A 16,465-nucleotide genomic window follows, 5' to 3' on the forward strand; every position below is an offset into this window, starting at 1 on the left:
ATGAAAAACCGCTTAAATGGGTATCGCGTTTTGTGGGTTTTAGTATTTTTTGATCTTCCCACGGAAACCAAGCTGGAGCGAAAGATCTATGCTAAATTCCGTAAGGACATTTTGAAGGATGGCTTTCAAATGTTCCAATTTTCCATCTATATGCGGCATTGCAGCAGCCGGGAAAATGCAGACGTCCATGTTAAAAGAGTGAAAAAGATTTTGCCAGCAAAAGGCCATGTGGGTATTATGTGCGTTACGGACAAACAATTCGGCATGATGGAAATATTTTATGGTCATTCTCCAACAACGGCAGCCCAGCCCATTCAGCAGTTGGAGATGTTCTAAAATGGGCCGACAGGATTAAAAAAACAAGAAAAAAGGGTGATTTTTTCATCCTAAATCACCCTTTAATTCAATACTGGTAAGGCTTTCAGCCAAACCCGTTGTGCGAGACCCAAGGTACTCATAAATTTGAAAGCAAATCACAACCCGGGGGGCTTTTTGGGTCAAACTATCCTCCGTTGTGCGAGACCCAAGGTACTCATAAATTTGAAAGCAAATCACAACATGTTTATATCCGCTACATAAGTCTTGCCGGTTGTGCGAGACCCAAGGTACTCATAAATTTGAAAGCAAATCACAACTATTCTTCAGCGTAACACTCCCGTTCAGTGTTGTGCGAGACCCAAGGTACTCATAAATTTGAAAGCAAATCACAACAACCCTCGATTCAGGGAAGATTTGCGTAGAGTTGTGCGAGACCCAAGGTACTCATAAATTTGAAAGCAAATCACAACACATCTGCCGTTCCGCTTATTGTTGTGTCAGTTGTGCGAGACCCAAGGTACTCATAAATTTGAAAGCAAATCACAACATAAGCAGGCCGCCGCCCAATGTCACTGAAGTTGTGCGAGACCCAAGGTACTCATAAATTTGAAAGCAAATCACAACTCTTGGGTTATTGTATTATCCATTTTTAAGTTGTGCGAGACCCAAGGTACTCATAAATTTGAAAGCAAATCACAACTGCAATCGGAAATTGCTCAAAACCCTGAGTGTTGTGCGAGACCCAAGGTACTCATAAATTTGAAAGCAAATCACAACATTCCCGGTATTCTATCCATAATTCGGTACGTTGTGCGAGACCCAAGGTACTCATAAATTTGAAAGCAAATCACAACACCCGAAACCGTTTGTGTACGACGCCACCTAGTTGTGCGAGACCCAAGGTACTCATAAATTTGAAAGCAAATCACAACACCTATCCATTCGTGAAAAACGGATCAAAGGTTGTGCGAGACCCAAGGTACTCATAAATTTGAAAGCAAATCACAACTTCCTCAATAGCCCATTGAATTACCAGAAAGTTGTGCGAGACCCAAGGTACTCATAAATTTGAAAGCAAATCACAACCCGGTCGTCAGCGTGTCGTATACTAACGGGGTTGTGCGAGACCCAAGGTACTCATAAATTTGAAAGCAAATCACAACTTATCAGACAGCGGAAGGTTTGGTATGGATGTTGTGCGAGACCCAAGGTACTCATAAATTTGAAAGCAAATCACAACACCATCTTGTCTTTACTGAGAAGGGTCACAGTTGTGCGAGACCCAAGGTACTCATAAATTTGAAAGCAAATCACAACCATTTTAAGTGTTTAAAAAATCCGATAGATGTTGTGCGAGACCCAAGGTACTCATAAATTTGAAAGCAAATCACAACGCCTCCTTGGTTGCAATGGCTGAATTAATCGTTGTGCGAGACCCAAGGTACTCATAAATTTGAAAGCAAATCACAACATGTTGATCATTCGCGAGGAATTGGCATTAGTTGTGCGAGACCCAAGGTACTCATAAATTTGAAAGCAAATCACAACCGTGGGAGGCACAAAATTCAAGGTTGAGAAGTTGTGCGAGACCCAAGGTACTCATAAATTTGAAAGCAAATCACAACACTCCTCCTCCTGCCAAATAATCCCATTCTGTTGTGCGAGACCCAAGGTACTCATAAATTTGAAAGCAAATCACAACTCATTTCCCGTTGGATAGCTACCTGTTTGGGTTGTGCGAGACCCAAGGTACTCATAAATTTGAAAGCAAATCACAACTGATTTAGATTTTGCTAATTTTAATTAGATGTTGTGCGAGACCCAAGGTACTCATAAATTTGAAAGCAAATCACAACTTATCGAAGGAGTGCTGGAAAGATTAAACGGTTGTGCGAGACCCAAGGTACTCATAAATTTGAAAGCAAATCACAACTCTTCTGATTGAATCATTGTATCCAAGAACGTTGTGCGAGACCCAAGGTACTCATAAATTTGAAAGCAAATCACAACAAGCCTTGGAGGATGATGTACTCGATCCGGGTTGTGCGAGACCCAAGGTACTCATAAATTTGAAAGCAAATCACAACAACTGTTGATTCGGTTCTAAGGCGCCCTTTGGTTGTGCGAGACCCAAGGTACTCATAAATTTGAAAGCAAATCACAACTGGGAATCCCGCCCTGAATCGCTCTTGGTAGTTGTGCGAGACCCAAGGTACTCATAAATTTGAAAGCAAATCACAACTGGGATATTTTCATTGTTGAGAATGCGGATGTTGTGCGAGACCCAAGGTACTCATAAATTTGAAAGCAAATCACAACTCGTTGCTGGTCATTTCGATTTGGGGTTTAGTTGTGCGAGACCCAAGGTACTCATAAATTTGAAAGCAAATCACAACACCTACCACGGTCGCAATACGGGCGATCAGGTTGTGCGAGACCCAAGGTACTCATAAATTTGAAAGCAAATCACAACACGGTTCCCAATGCGCGTTCAACGGATTGAGTTGTGCGAGACCAAAGGTACTCATAAATTTGAAAGCAAATCACAACATGTTTGGCATTTCATCGGACGATTTTCCTGTTGTGCGAGACCCAAGGTACTCATAAATTTGAAAGCAAATCACAACATGGAGAAATTGCATCCGGTAGCTGGTAAGGTTGTGCGAGACCCAAGGTACTCATAAATTTGAAAGCAAATCACAACCCTATATTTGACCTGAGCCATTTTTTGCAAGTTGTGCGAGACCCAAGGTACTCATAAATTTGAAAGCAAATCACAACTAGAACGGGTATGTGATAAAATTATTTCCGTTGTGCGAGACCCAAGGTACTCATAAATTTGAAAGCAAATCACAACTGCATGGTAAATCCTTTTTGCTGGCGCAAGTTGTGCGAGACCCAAGGTACTCATAAATTTGAAAGCAAATCACAACAAGAGCGCCTGCAGTTACCGCCGTCCCGGGGTTGTGCGAGACCCAAGGTACTCATAAATTTGAAAGCAAATCACAACTCCATCGGACAGTCACGCTTTATCCCCGGTGTTGTGCGAGACCCAAGGTACTCATAAATTTGAAAGCAAATCACAACACTTCTGCAGGGATACAAGTTTACAAAAGAGTTGTGCGAGACCCAAGGTACTCATAAATTTGAAAGCAAATCACAACGGTTAATAATGCGCGACAAACGGGCTGCTGGTTGTGCGAGACCCAAGGTACTCATAAATTTGAAAGCAAATCACAACAACCTGAAGACTGACACTGTACAGGCTTCCGTTGTGCGAGACCCAAGGTACTCATAAATTTGAAAGCAAATCACAACAGTGTTAGGATAGGCAATTATGTACTTATGTTGTGCGAGACCCAAGGTACTCATAAATTTGAAAGCAAATCACAACCATTCCACCCTGAGCATTCCGTGTGCGGGAGTTGTGCGAGACCCAAGGTACTCATAAATTTGAAAGCAAATCACAACTTTTAACTTCAGGGTATGAAATACCACCTTGTTGTGCGAGACCCAAGGTACTCATAAATTTGAAAGCAAATCACAACATACTGCCGATTATGCAAAAGCTGTCGAAGGTTGTGCGAGACCCAAGGTACTCATAAATTTGAAAGCAAATCACAACTAAAGTTCTGTTATACCGGTCGCTACAAGGTTGTGCGAGACCCAAGGTACTCATAAATTTGAAAGCAAATCACAACACAGGTTGGTCGGCTTCGTCTGGGTTTCCTGTTGTGCGAGACCCAAGGTACTCATAAATTTGAAAGCAAATCACAACATGTTCGATTTACGTATTAACCTGATAGCTGTTGTGCGAGACCCAAGGTACTCATAAATTTGAAAGCAAATCACAACCCCATTTCACTCGCTTTCTGAGCCAGGGGAGTTGTGCGAGACCCAAGGTACTCATAAATTTGAAAGCAAATCACAACCCATTGAAATGGCGAAAAAAAGGGACAAGAGTTGTGCGAGACCCAAGGTACTCATAAATTTGAAAGCAAATCACAACGTTAATGGAGTGCTTGTGAAATCCATTACTGTTGTGCGAGACCCAAGGTACTCATAAATTTGAAAGCAAATCACAACCGTTGCTCGAGTCTGCATTAAATTAGAATGTTTGATCTTGCCTTATTTTGACGGACACTAAGTTAAGGTGCAAAAATCTTAATTTAGTAAAATGGCAGCAAGAAAGAGCTACAACAAGGCATTCAAACAAGAGGCAATCCGTCTGGCAGAAAAATCTGGGGTTACTCAGGTGGCGTCAGATCTGGGCCTTCATCCAAACATGATCTATACCTGGAAGCGGCAACTGTCAGGAAATGCAGATAAGGCATTTCCCGGTAATGGGAACGCAATAGACCCGGAACTAAGCCAGCTGAAAAAGGAAAACGCCCGACTGAAAATGGAAGTAGAGATCTTAAAAAAAGCGGCGGGTATCTTTCTAAATCGCTCCGGGAAAGATACTCAGTGATCAGGCAATTAGAGGGGCAATATCCGGTATTGGTCTTGAGTCAGGTTTTACAATGCAGCACCAGCGCCTATTATAGCTGGAGGAGAGGCATAACCAAAAGAAGAGAAGATCATAGGCGTCGGTTGGTTACGCTGGTCAGGACGACCTATTATGAGTCCGAAAAGACGTATGGCAGTCCAAGGATTTATAAGGCAATAAAAGCAATGCAAGTTCCCTGTAGCCGCTCCCATATTGTCAGGATCATGAAAGAGGAACACATATGGGCTGTGCACAAAAGAAAATTTCGGGTAACAACCGATTCGGCACATGAGCTGCCGGTGGCGGAGAACTTGCTGGCGAGGGATTTTACAGCAACAAGGCCCAATGAAAAATGGGTGTCGGACATTACGTATATCAGAACGCAGGAAGGCTGGCTGTACCTGGCGGTGATAATAGACCTGTTTTCGCGCAAAGTAGTTGGTTGGTCAATGCGCTCAGACATGAAGACCAATTTGCTGCTGGAAGCCTTAAGCATGGCCATAAGGGCACGAAGACCTCAGGCTGGCCTTATTCATCATTCAGATCGTGGAGTCCAGTATGCAAGCTATTTGTACCAGGAGGCCCTGCAAAAAGCCGGGATGCTATGTAGCATGAGCCGTAAAGGAAATTGCTGGGACAATGCAGGGGCTGAGAGTTTCTTTTCGACGCTTAAACGGGAGTTGATATATCCCAATGGCATTTTTAACAGCAGAGAAGAAGCCCGCAGCAAAATCTTTAGGTATATCGAAACATGGTACAACAGGATGCGAAAACATTCAGTGTTACAGTATTTATCACCGACAGAATACGAATTTGAGAAACAAAATTTATCTTTAACAAAAGCAGCTTAACCGCGTGTCCTGATTCCTAGGTCAAGTTCATACTTAATGTTGTGCGAGACCCAAGGTACTCATAAATTTGAAAGCAAATCACAACACCTTTCGATGAGGTAGGAAACCGCATACAGTTGTGCGAGACCCAAGGTACTCAATAATTTGAAAGCAAATCACAACGAGTGATTGATAGGCCGGAACTGAGGCTGCGTTGTATGCGAGACCCAAGGTACTCAATAATTTGAAAGCAAATCACAACTCTCATTACCCATATTGCCCATAACCCAAGGTTGTGCGAGACCTAAGGTACTCAATAATTTGAAAGCAAATCACAACGCCTATCCTTTTGCCCTTTTTGCTTATTCGATTGTGCTAGACCTAAGGTACTAGATATTTGAAAGCAAATCACAACTCCACCAAATCTCTGATGGCGAATACCTCCGTTGAAAGCAAATCACAACCCCGTCAGGGTGACGATAAAATAATAGCGGCTAGTGCGAGATCTAAGGTAATAATAAATTCGAAGCAAATTACCACTAAAATGCCCAATCCTTTTCGAACATAAAAATCACTGCCATTAAATATAGTAAATCTATTTATAATACAAATCACACCGGCCATCAGTGATCGTCGGCTAAATCATTGCATTTCCCGTCTATTATTGTTTCATTGGGACTCAACTGTCCCGGGTCGGTATCAATAATTCGCGGATATCAACATCTAGTGCCAATGCAATTTCCCGAAGCAATTTTAAAGTGGGCTGAAATTCATTGTTACAAATCCTGGTGGCGCTATTTGGGGCAATGCCTACCCTGCTTGCCAGCTCTTTGTGCGATATATCTTTATCTGCCAAAACAGTCTTGATCCTGTTAATTTTAATCTTTTTTTCCATTTCTCCGGCGGTTTGAGGGGTAAGCCAATTTAGGCTATTTCTGGTATAACTAACACGTAAAAGCGAAGATAAACTTCTATGAATCAATATCTTCGAAATTACCCACATACGTAATGCGTATTTTTTAATCAGTATATAGTATGATAGAATAATTTTTACGTATCTTACACAGACACAAAAGTTTGGTTAAGGTTCTGAATTTATTTTTACTAAAAGTAACCGGGGGCGCGAATTTAACGCGTCCTCTTTCGTATTTTCTTTTCCATAATGGCTTGTCAGGGTCTTAATAGGGCGGGATCGGTCAGATTGCCAAAGGGTATCAGCTTTTCTTCTACCTTTACAAAAGGAATTTTTATTTCATCTTTTTTATCAGCCAATTTCAAACCTATTGTTTACGACCGATCATAAAAGGAATATTCCAAATTATTCCCTGAGGCAGACTAGCCACAATGGGAACGGATTGTTTGAGATCCGTGAATTTTATGGCGCCCGGATTCAGGATACCAGCCACCTTTTTATTCCGCACAGGAAGGACTACTATTTTTTCTTTCTCGTAAAAAAAGGCAACCATCACCACTGGGTGGATTTTGTTCATCATGAAGTACAACCTGGGTTTATATATTTTACACAACCCCACCAGGTCCATCTCAAGGAAAAAAACCCTCCCGTGGATGGCACCCTCCTTGCCTTTTCCGATGAATTTCTGGCTACGGATGAACAAACTGCCTGGAAAAAACTGCCCATCCTCCGCAATCCTGCTGACTGGCATTCCCTGAAGTTAGAAGAGCAAGATATTAACTTTTTAACTAACCTGTTTACCCCAATGCTGGGAGAATACGGACAACCGCAAGATTGGACCAAAGGAGTACTGCAATCCTATCTTAAAATTTTCTTAGTCTACCTCAGCCGTCTGTATACACGCCAGTTCAACCAGTCCGCTCTTCCGGCAGATGGCCAGTCCCTGGTGAAACGGATGAAAGAATTGATTGGAGAGCATTATGATTCTATCCATCAGGTTTCGGGTTATGCCCATCTTTTGAACGTCACTCCGGGACAACTTAACGATACGGTAAGGGCAAATACAGACCGGACCGCATCGGATCTCATACAGGAAAGGATCATCCTGGAAGCAAAAAAGGCTCTTTTTCACGCAGCCCTGAACGTTCAGGAAATTGCCTATTCCCTGGGGTTTGATGACCCGGCTTATTTCAACCGCTTTTTCAAACGCCGTACCGGGGAAACGCCGGTGAGGTTCAGGAACAACATGCGGGAGAATCAACATCCGTAAAAATCACCACCGGAACCTCCTGAAAGGCCGCAATTCCGGGACGTCTTTTTTTCCGGTCTCCCTCCCAATATTTTCCGGTTCCCCTTCCCAAAAAAATATTTTTTATAAAATAAAAAAATAAATGTTATTTTGACAGGAATTATACCGGGCAGGCATGATAGGCCCGATATAATCATGATCGGTCAAATGATCTTAGCACGCTAAATTCTGGAAGAACAGCCATATGGAAAAAGAACAATTTGTTTTAGGAGTCGATTACGGCACTGATTCTGTACGCTCCATCATCGTAAACACGGGTAACGGCCAGGAAATCGCCTCCGCCATTTTTTATTACCCCCGCTGGAAAGACGGTCTTTATTGCAACGCGAATAACAACCGTTTCAGACAGCACCCCCTGGATTATATCGAAGGATTGGAACAAACTATTAAAGATTGTCTGTCACAGGCAGGGCCATCCGTAGCGTCCCGGATCAGGGCCATTTCAGTAGACACAACCGGTTCTTCGCCGGTTGCCGTCGATGAAACAGGCACTCCCCTGGGGCTGCTGCCCGGTTTTGAAAATAATCCCAATGCATTGTTCGTATTATGGAAAGACCATACTTCTGTAAAGGAGGCCGCCCAGATCAATGCGCATGCTGAAAAATTTGACATTAATTATTTACAGTTTGTCGGGGGGATTTATTCTTCTGAATGGTTCTGGGCCAAATTGTTACATATATTAAGGGAAGACGAACAAGTCAGGAAAGCCTGCCATTCCTGGGTGGAACATTGCGACTGGATACCTTTCCTGCTCACCGGAGGCAAAAAAGTGGCAGATATGAAACGGGGGGTCTGCGCCGCTGGTCATAAGGCCCTTTGGTCCGCTGCTTACGGAGGCCTGCCGCCCGATGATTTCTTTTCCTCCCTGGACCCGCTTTTAAAAGGGTTCACCAGCCGTCTGTTCAAAGACACCTATGCCGCAGATCAGGCGGCGGGACACCTCTCCAAAGAATGGGCTGAACGTCTCGCCCTTTCCACTGAGGTCGTGATTGGTGTAGGCGCTATGGATGCGCATATGGGTGCCGTAGGCGGTCAGATCGAAGCTTATCACCTGAGCAAGGTGATGGGTACATCCACCTGTGATATGTTGGTAGCCCCGCTGAATGAGGTGGAGGGCAAGTTGGTAAAAGGGATCTGCGGACAGGTCCCCGGTTCGGTTATCCCCGGAATGATGGGTATGGAAGCCGGACAATCGGCATTTGGCGATGCCTATGCCTGGTTCAGAAACGTACTCGCCTGGCCCCTTCAAAATATACTGGCCCAATCATCGGTCATATCTGCTGACACCGCCAGGGCCCTGGTTGCAGAATCCCTGGATAAAATCATTCCCGAACTGGTCCAACAGGCCTCGGTGATCTCTCCCGAAGATCAGAACGAACTGGCCGTGGACTGGTTTAACGGGAGACGGACCCCTGACGCCAATCAACTCCTGAAAGGGGTGATCTCCGGTCTTAGCCTGGGAAGCGACGCACCAAAAATGTTTCGTGCCATTGTAGAATCCACTTGTTTCGGTGCCCGCGCCATCGTTGACCGCTTTTCTGAACAGGGCGTTCCCGTAAAGGGCCTGATCGGGTTGGGCGGCGTGGCTAAAAAATCCCCTTTCATCATGCAAATGATGGCCGATATCATGAATATGCCCATCCGCATCCACCGTTCCGAACAGACCTGCGCTTTGGGTGCTGCCATGTTTGCCGCAACTGCCGCAGGAATCTTTGAAAAAGTGGAAGACGCGATGGCTGTTATCGGACAGGGCTTTGACAAGGAATACAAACCGGATGCCGGCCGTTCAGCTATTTATGCCGAACGTTTCCGGAAATATAAAGAATTGGGACAATTCATTGAAGCATCGACGAATTAACCGGCAGCGTACCTGCCGCCGATCAGGGTCCTAAAAAAAGTTCAGCTAAAAGAACGAAAAATGAGCAAGTATAAGGATATCCAGGAGGCCGCTTATAAAGCCAATATGCAATTGCCCAAGCTGGGGCTGGTGCTCTTTACCTTCGGGAATGTCAGCGCCGCCGACAGAAGTCAGGGCATTTTTGCCATCAAACCAAGTGGCGTTCCTTATGAGGATCTTTCCCCGGAGAAAATGGTGATCGTGGATTTTGATGGCAAGACCGTCAAAGGCAAACTACGGCCTTCTTCCGACACACTTACCCATGCAGTCCTCTATAAACATTGGGAGCATATCGGGGGCATCGTACATACACATTCCACGTATGCCACAGCCTGGGCGCAAACACAAAGGGATATCCCGATTTTTGGCACCACCCATGCAGATCATACCACCGTGGATATCCCCTGCGCCCCTCCGATGAGCGATATCATGATACAGGGTGATTATGAATACCAGACCGGTTTTCAGATCATCAATGCCCTGCAGGAAAAAGGATTGAATTATAAGGAAGTAGAGATGATCCTTGTTGGCAACCATGCTCCATTTACCTGGGGCTCAACGCCGGAAAAAGCCGTTTACAACAGTGCAGTTCTGGAATCCGTTGCTCAAATGGCCTACCTGACCGTACAGATCAGGAAAGATGCGCCAAGGCTGCAGGATTCCCTGATCAAAAAACATTTTGAACGAAAACACGGCCCTCATTCTTATTATGGGCAGCAATAAATTACGGGCAGCAATAGCCCCCAGCCCCCTAAAGGGGTAGTAAGAAAAATCGCAATACAAATAACTAATTAATACGTATTAATACTTAAACAAACAGAAAAGAGGACATGAGCATCAACCTAAAAAAATTCGAAGTCTGGTTTGTCACCGGAAGTCAGCATCTATACGGGGAAGAAACCTTGAAACAGGTTGCTTCCCATTCACAGACGATTGCCAGTTCATTGAACGGATCTTCACAGATACCTGTCACCGTTGTTTTTAAGCCCACCGTCAAAACGCCGGAGGAGATCTATCAAATCTGTGTGGAAGCAAGTTCTGCGCCCGATTGTATCGGTATTATCGCCTGGATGCATACCTTTTCTCCTGCCAAAATGTGGATTGGCGGTCTGAAGGCTTTGAAAAAACCATTGGTCCATTTACACACACAATTTAACCGGGATATTCCCTGGAATGAGATCGATATGGATTTTATGAATCTCAACCAGAGCGCCCATGGTGACAGAGAATTTGGATTCATGATGACCCGGATGCGGCTTAACCGGAAGGTTATTACCGGTCATTGGCAGGATACGGAAGTGTTGGACAGGCTCAATGCCTGGTCCCGCGCTGCAGCCGGCTGGCATGACTGGCAAGGAGCCAGATTCGTACGTTTCGGGGATAACATGCGGCAGGTAGCCGTCACCGATGGAGATAAAGTAGAAGCAGAACTAAGGTTCGGCTATTCCGTTAATACTTATGGCATAGGCGACCTGGTAAAAGTGATCGGTGAAGTAAGTGAAGGAGCTATCGATAAGCTGGTCAAAGAATACGACGAACAATATAAACTGGCCGATTCGCTCCGGAAAGGAAACAAAGACCATGGATCCCTGCGGGATGCCGCCAAAATTGAGCTGGGGCTCAGGGCCTTCCTGGAAAATGGAAACTTTAAAGGATTTACGGATACCTTCGAAGACCTGCATGGCATGACCCAATTGCCGGGAATAGCTGCTCAGCGGCTAATGGCCAGCGGTTACGGATTTGCAGGGGAAGGTGACTGGAAGACATCCGCACTGGTCAGGGCTATGAAGGTAATGGGGAGTGGCCTCCCGGGAGGCAATTCCTTTATGGAAGATTATACCTATCATTTTGAACCAAATAACAACCTTGTACTCGGATCCCATATGCTGGAGATCTGTGAATCCATCGCCGATGGCAAGCCTTCCTGCGAAATTCATCCTTTGGGCATCGGAGGAAAGGCAGACCCGGTAAGACTTGTTTTTAATTCCGCAGCCGGATCCGCCATCAATGCCTCGGTCATCGATATGGGCAACCGTTTCCGCCTCCTGGTCAATGAGGTGATTGCCGTAGCGCCGATCCAGGGATTGCCCAGGTTACCCGTGGCCCGTGTCCTTTGGAAACCTTATCCCGACATGAAAACGGGATGCACCGCCTGGATCCTGGCAGGAGGTGCACACCATACCTGTTATAGCCAAAACCTGACGGCCGAACATCTGCAGGACTTTGCGGACATGGCCGGTATCGAGTTCGCCCTGATCGGGAAAAAAACCGATCTCTACCAATTCCGCAACGAGCTGCGCTGGAACGAAGTCTATTATCAGATCAACCGCTCATAAACCAGAAAAAACAGCAAATAAATAATTCCAGCCAATAAAACCCAATCATTATAACATCTAACGATTTTGTCTGCTTATGAATAAGAACCTTGTCTTTGCCGATTATATGGTCTTCGCCATTTATTTTGTTATTGTGGCCTCCTATGGTTATTGGATCTATCAGCGAAAAAAGAAAGCGGTTACCGATACCAAGGATTTTTTCCTTGCCGAAGGTTCGCTGACCTGGTGGGCGATCGGTGCCTCCCTGATCGCCTCCAATATTTCTGCAGAACAATTCATAGGCATGAGCGGAGAAGGTTTTTTTGCCGGCATTGCCGTTGCGGCCTATGAGTGGATTGCCGCGATCGCCCTGATCATAATCGCCGTCTGGTTCATACCGGTATATCTGAAAAACAAGATATACACGATGCCCCAGTTTTTAAAGACGCGCTATAACGGCACCGTGGCACTCATTATGGCCATTTTCTGGTTATTATTATATGTTTTCGTTAATCTTACTTCCATATTATACCTGGGGGCCGTTGCCATCAATGGACTGGTCGGAGGTGACAATCTCCACCTGATCATGATCGGACTGGCCATCTTTGCCCTCCTTATCACCCTTGGCGGAATGAAAGTAATAGGGTATACCGACGTTATCCAGGTTGGGGTCCTGATCATCGGCGGCCTGGCGACCAGTTATCTTGCCCTCACCGTCGTAGCAGAAAAATTCGGTCTCGGCAGCAGTGCTTTAGCCGGCTTCCATGCCTTGATGAAGGATGCTCCGGAACATTTCCATATGATTTTTCATAAACCAACAGCTTCTTCTTCACAGTTGGAAATTGATAAATATATCGTACTGCCCGGCTTAGCCATGTATTTTGCCGGTCAGTGGATCGTAAATCTGAATTATTGGGGATGTAATCAATACATCACCCAGAGGGCATTAGGCGCCAATTTGCAGACCGCCCGCACAGGTATCCTTTTCGCAGGTTTCCTGAAGTTATTAATGCCTGTGATCGTCATGTTACCTGGGATTGCAGCTTTTGTCCTGTATAAGAACGGCCACCTCCAACTGGAAGATGGCCGGAAGGACTATGCCTATTCTGCCATCCTTGGATTTTTACCGTCCGGTCTGAAAGGATTATCCATAGCAGCACTGACTGCAGCGATCGTATCTTCCCTGGCCGGGAAAGTGAATAGCATTTCCACCATCTTTACGCTTGACATTTATAAAAAATATTTCAATAAAGAGGCAGATGAACAAAAGATGGTTTGGACCGGGCGTCTGGCCGTTGTTTTTTCTATGTTCATTGCCATTATTTTTACCTGGAAAGACATTCTGGGCATCGGCGGCAAAGGAGGCTTTACTTTTATTCAGCAATATACCGGTTTTATCAGCCCGGGGGTTTTCGCCATGTTCATCCTGGGGATGTTCTGGAAAAGAACTACCGGCAGCGCAGCCATTGCTGGTCTTATCACCGGGTTCGGATTGTCCGTTTTCTTTAATGAATTCGCCCCGCAGATCCTGGGGAACGATACGTTCCTGTATACTGCCTATCCTACACAGGCTGCAGTAAATGGGGTACTAACCACTGTATATCAGATTCCATTCCTGATCTGTATGGGCCTGGCCTTTTTCTTTACCATGCTGGTCATGATCGGTATCAGTCTGGGTGGTCCGAAAATTAATCCAAAGGCCTTTGAACTGGATAAGGAAATGTTCAGGATCAAACCTTCCACCCTGGTATTGATCGTAATAACCCTGGCCATCCTGATGGCTATCTATGTGAAGTTCTGGTAGACTTCCTAAAATGCAGTAATTTGGAAGATTCTTACAATAAACCTTAATCACTATAATCAATACAGATCATATGAGTCGTTACCCAGGGCAGGCCCGGATTTTGGTAGCCGTAGATTGTATAATCTTTGGATTTGACGGGAATGATATAAAATTATTGCTGGTTCAGCGTGGACTGAAGCCTGAAAAAGGAAAATGGAGTTTGATGGGAGGATTTCTGCAGCTGGAAGAAAGCCTGGAACAGGCAGCCAACAGAATTCTAAAAAAACTGACCGGGCTGGAGGGTGTATACATGGAACAGCTGGAGGCCTTTGGAGATCCCTTACGGGACCCGGTTGAAAGAACGATCAGTATTGCTTATTTTGCCCTGATCGATATCCATACCTATGAGAAACAGCTGAGTGACGATTATCATGCAGAATGGTTCCATGTTAAAAAAATGCCCGATCTCATCTTCGACCATAAAATTATGGTAGAGGATGCCAAACGGCAATTACGGTATAAGGCGGCCCTGCACCCTGTCTTGTTCGAATTATTGCCTTCGCGTTTCACTATACCCCAGTTGCAGATCCTGTATGAGGGCATTTATGATACGACTTTCGATAACCGGAATTTCAGCCGTAAAGTCTTATCGACCGATCTGTTGATCAAACAAAAAGAAAAGGATAAGGCCAATTCCAAAAAAGGGGCATTTTATTATAAACTGGACAAACGTAAATACAAGGCAAATTTTCAGGCCTTCCTGAATTTTATCCCTAATCCGGACAAACTGCTGCTTTGACCGCAGGCAAAAGGAATTCTTCCGCAGAAATGATTGTTTTTCCCGGAAAGAAAGAAGTGTTTTGCCCTCAGGCAAATGGGTATTTGTTATAACGCTAAGAGAGAAGCAAGAGGACGACAAGAGGTGAAATCCAGCTCCCAGCATGGTACAGGATGGACGGATCCCGGAAAAATCGTTACTTAAGGGCTCAAAAACCTATCCCGGGGGATTGGAAATCTTCCAGAAGAATAGTAGTTTTAACACTTATCCTACAGATTTCTCTTTACAGAACATATATAAATTTTTAGTTTTGAATGGTCACAAAAAAATTGTGACACGAGGGCAATTTCTATTGCCCTCTCTTTTTTTAAAAAACCCGCCACGATTAAGTTCCTCTTTACTTTCCACTCCAACCCCCTTTTAATATCTTCTGCCATGGGAGATCTGGTCTGGATTATTCCTGACTAAATCTGGACGAAAATTCAGATTCTGAAGAAAAATCCAGAATTATAAGTTAACACTCTCTTTTTACTTAAATACCAATTTATCGTTACCAAATTGTTACCTGACTATTAAACTAAGATTACTTATTTTCTGATAACAAAATCAGGTAGGGCATCCAGTTAGTTTTGGCAAAACTATTTTTACATGCTTTTGAGAAAAACATTTTCCCTCAGCCTTTGCGGGATTTGCCTGGCCACCCTTACTTACGCAGGCACTATTAAAGGAAAGATCACCGATGCCCAGACAGGAGAGGCCATGCCGGGTACTACCGTTCATCTTGAACATACCCGGTATACAACAATCGTTAACCTTGACGGGAGTTTTATCTTCCGGCATATTCCAGCTGGCAAATACGAAATGGTGGCCAGCACCGTTGGTTACCAAAAATCCAGGGAGATAGATGTTCAGGTAAATTCCGACAACGATATTCAGGAAGTTACTATATCCCTTACCCCCGAATCAGGCATGCTTAAAGAAGTACAGGTTACTACTGCGGCCAATGGAGAATCGGACAAGAACGCCAGAAGGCTGGAGCAACGGGCAGATATGGTGCAGAATATTCTTTCGGCCAAAACGATCCAGCTATCTCCCGACGTTACCGTAGCCAATGCCCTGCAACGTATGAGCGGGGTGACCATCCAGCGAAATAACAGCGGAGAAGGCCGTTATGCTATTATCCGGGGCATGGCCCAACGTTATAACAATACCCTGGTTAATGGGATCAAAATTCCAAGTCCGGATGATAAATTCCGTTTCGTCCCTATGGATATATTCCCTTCAGAAATGCTGGAAAGGCTGGAGGTTATTAAGGCACTGACTCCAACTATGGAAGGAGATGCAATTGGAGGCACGATGAACCTGGTCATGAAAAATGCTCCGGATAAATTCATGCTTACGGCCAATGTGGCGGCAGGCTATTCCACTATATTCAACGACAGGCCTTTCAGCGCCTTCTCTCACGCAGGCATCAACAAACAATCTCCTGCTGAGATGCATGGAAATGATTATGCGGCAACAGCGGCTGATTTCCCTTTAAACAATCTTCATTATACCTCCAAATCAACCCCGGTCAACGGAACAGTTGGGATAACGGTAGGAGATCGATTTCTGAATAAGAAACTGGGAGTGGTTATATCCGGCAGTTACCAGAACTTTTACAGGGGCTCCAATTCTGAATACCTCGTGGCAGGAGCCCAGGCGGGTTCTTTGCTACCAAGCGGTAATGTCCCTTCCCTGGAGCATGCATTTAACCGGTTATATTCTACTCAAACCAACCGGGTTGGTCTCCATAATAAGATAGATTATGTATTCAATAACCGCAATAAGATC

11 protein-coding genes and 1 CRISPR repeat array are annotated in these 16,465 nt (G+C 44.7%); of the genes, 9 read left to right on the forward strand and 2 right to left on the reverse strand.

The genetic code is table 11. The annotated features are described in order from the left end of the window. Both cas2 and ACX0G9_RS23900 read left to right on the forward strand, forming a co-directional pair. Window positions 1–336 carry a CRISPR-associated endonuclease Cas2 gene (gene cas2, locus ACX0G9_RS23895; protein WP_459067490.1) on the forward strand — a complete coding sequence of 112 codons (336 nt, stop codon included), beginning with the start codon at window positions 1–3 and terminating at the stop codon, window positions 334–336. 97 nt (window positions 337–433) lie between these two features. Then, a CRISPR array of direct repeats spans window positions 434–4,405; the repeat unit is 47 nt; unit sequence GTTGTGCGAGACCCAAGGTACTCATAAATTTGAAAGCAAATCACAAC. Between the two features lie 90 nt (window positions 4,406–4,495). Then, a protein-coding gene (locus ACX0G9_RS23900) for an IS3 family transposase (protein WP_459067491.1) occupies window positions 4,496–5,658 on the forward strand; the annotation gives its coding sequence in 2 pieces (ribosomal slippage) (window positions 4,496–4,750 and window positions 4,753–5,658; 1,161 coding nt in all). Between the two features lie 658 nt (window positions 5,659–6,316). Here the strand turns inward: ACX0G9_RS23900 and ACX0G9_RS23905 are convergent. Both ACX0G9_RS23905 and ACX0G9_RS23910 read right to left on the reverse strand, forming a co-directional pair. Beyond that, window positions 6,317–6,532, reverse strand: a complete 216-nt coding sequence (locus ACX0G9_RS23905) for a helix-turn-helix transcriptional regulator (protein WP_459067492.1) — start codon at window positions 6,530–6,532, stop codon at window positions 6,317–6,319. Between the two features lie 385 nt (window positions 6,533–6,917). Next, a complete protein-coding gene (locus ACX0G9_RS23910) occupies window positions 6,918–7,130 on the reverse strand; it encodes a hypothetical protein (RefSeq protein ID WP_459067500.1) in 213 nt (70 codons plus the stop codon). Here ACX0G9_RS23910 and ACX0G9_RS23915 point away from each other — a divergent pair. The 7 genes from ACX0G9_RS23915 to ACX0G9_RS23945 form a co-directional block, all read left to right on the forward strand. Next, the gene (locus ACX0G9_RS23915; protein ID WP_459067499.1) at window positions 7,050–7,820 is read left to right on the forward strand and encodes a helix-turn-helix domain-containing protein; all 771 of its coding nucleotides are present in this window, start codon (window positions 7,050–7,052) and stop codon (window positions 7,818–7,820) included. The genes ACX0G9_RS23910 and ACX0G9_RS23915 overlap by 81 nt on opposite strands. Before the next feature lie 223 nt (window positions 7,821–8,043). After that, window positions 8,044–9,717, forward strand: coding sequence for a ribulokinase (locus ACX0G9_RS23920; RefSeq protein WP_459067493.1), 1,674 nt, complete (start codon window positions 8,044–8,046; stop codon window positions 9,715–9,717). Window positions 9,718–9,777: 60 nt separating this feature from the next. Continuing rightward, complete coding sequence (locus ACX0G9_RS23925) at window positions 9,778–10,479, forward strand: L-ribulose-5-phosphate 4-epimerase (RefSeq protein ID WP_459067494.1); 702 nt, start codon at window positions 9,778–9,780, stop codon at window positions 10,477–10,479. Window positions 10,480–10,586: 107 nt separating this feature from the next. Further along, on the forward strand, window positions 10,587–12,092 hold the full coding sequence (araA, locus tag ACX0G9_RS23930; protein WP_459067495.1) for an L-arabinose isomerase: 1,506 nt from the start codon (window positions 10,587–10,589) through the stop codon (window positions 12,090–12,092). A 76-nt stretch (window positions 12,093–12,168) separates the two neighbouring features. Continuing rightward, window positions 12,169–13,875 carry a sodium:solute symporter family transporter gene (locus ACX0G9_RS23935; protein WP_459067496.1) on the forward strand — a complete coding sequence of 569 codons (1,707 nt, stop codon included), beginning with the start codon at window positions 12,169–12,171 and terminating at the stop codon, window positions 13,873–13,875. A gap of 70 nt (window positions 13,876–13,945) precedes the next feature. Next, entirely contained in the window at window positions 13,946–14,653 is a 708-nt protein-coding gene (locus ACX0G9_RS23940; RefSeq protein ID WP_459067497.1) for an NUDIX hydrolase, read from the forward strand. A 627-nt stretch (window positions 14,654–15,280) separates the two neighbouring features. After that, the coding region (locus ACX0G9_RS23945; protein WP_459067498.1) for a carboxypeptidase-like regulatory domain-containing protein at window positions 15,281–16,465 on the forward strand (1,185 nt) is incomplete at its 3' end.

This window comes from Flavitalea flava (assembly GCF_054461575.1).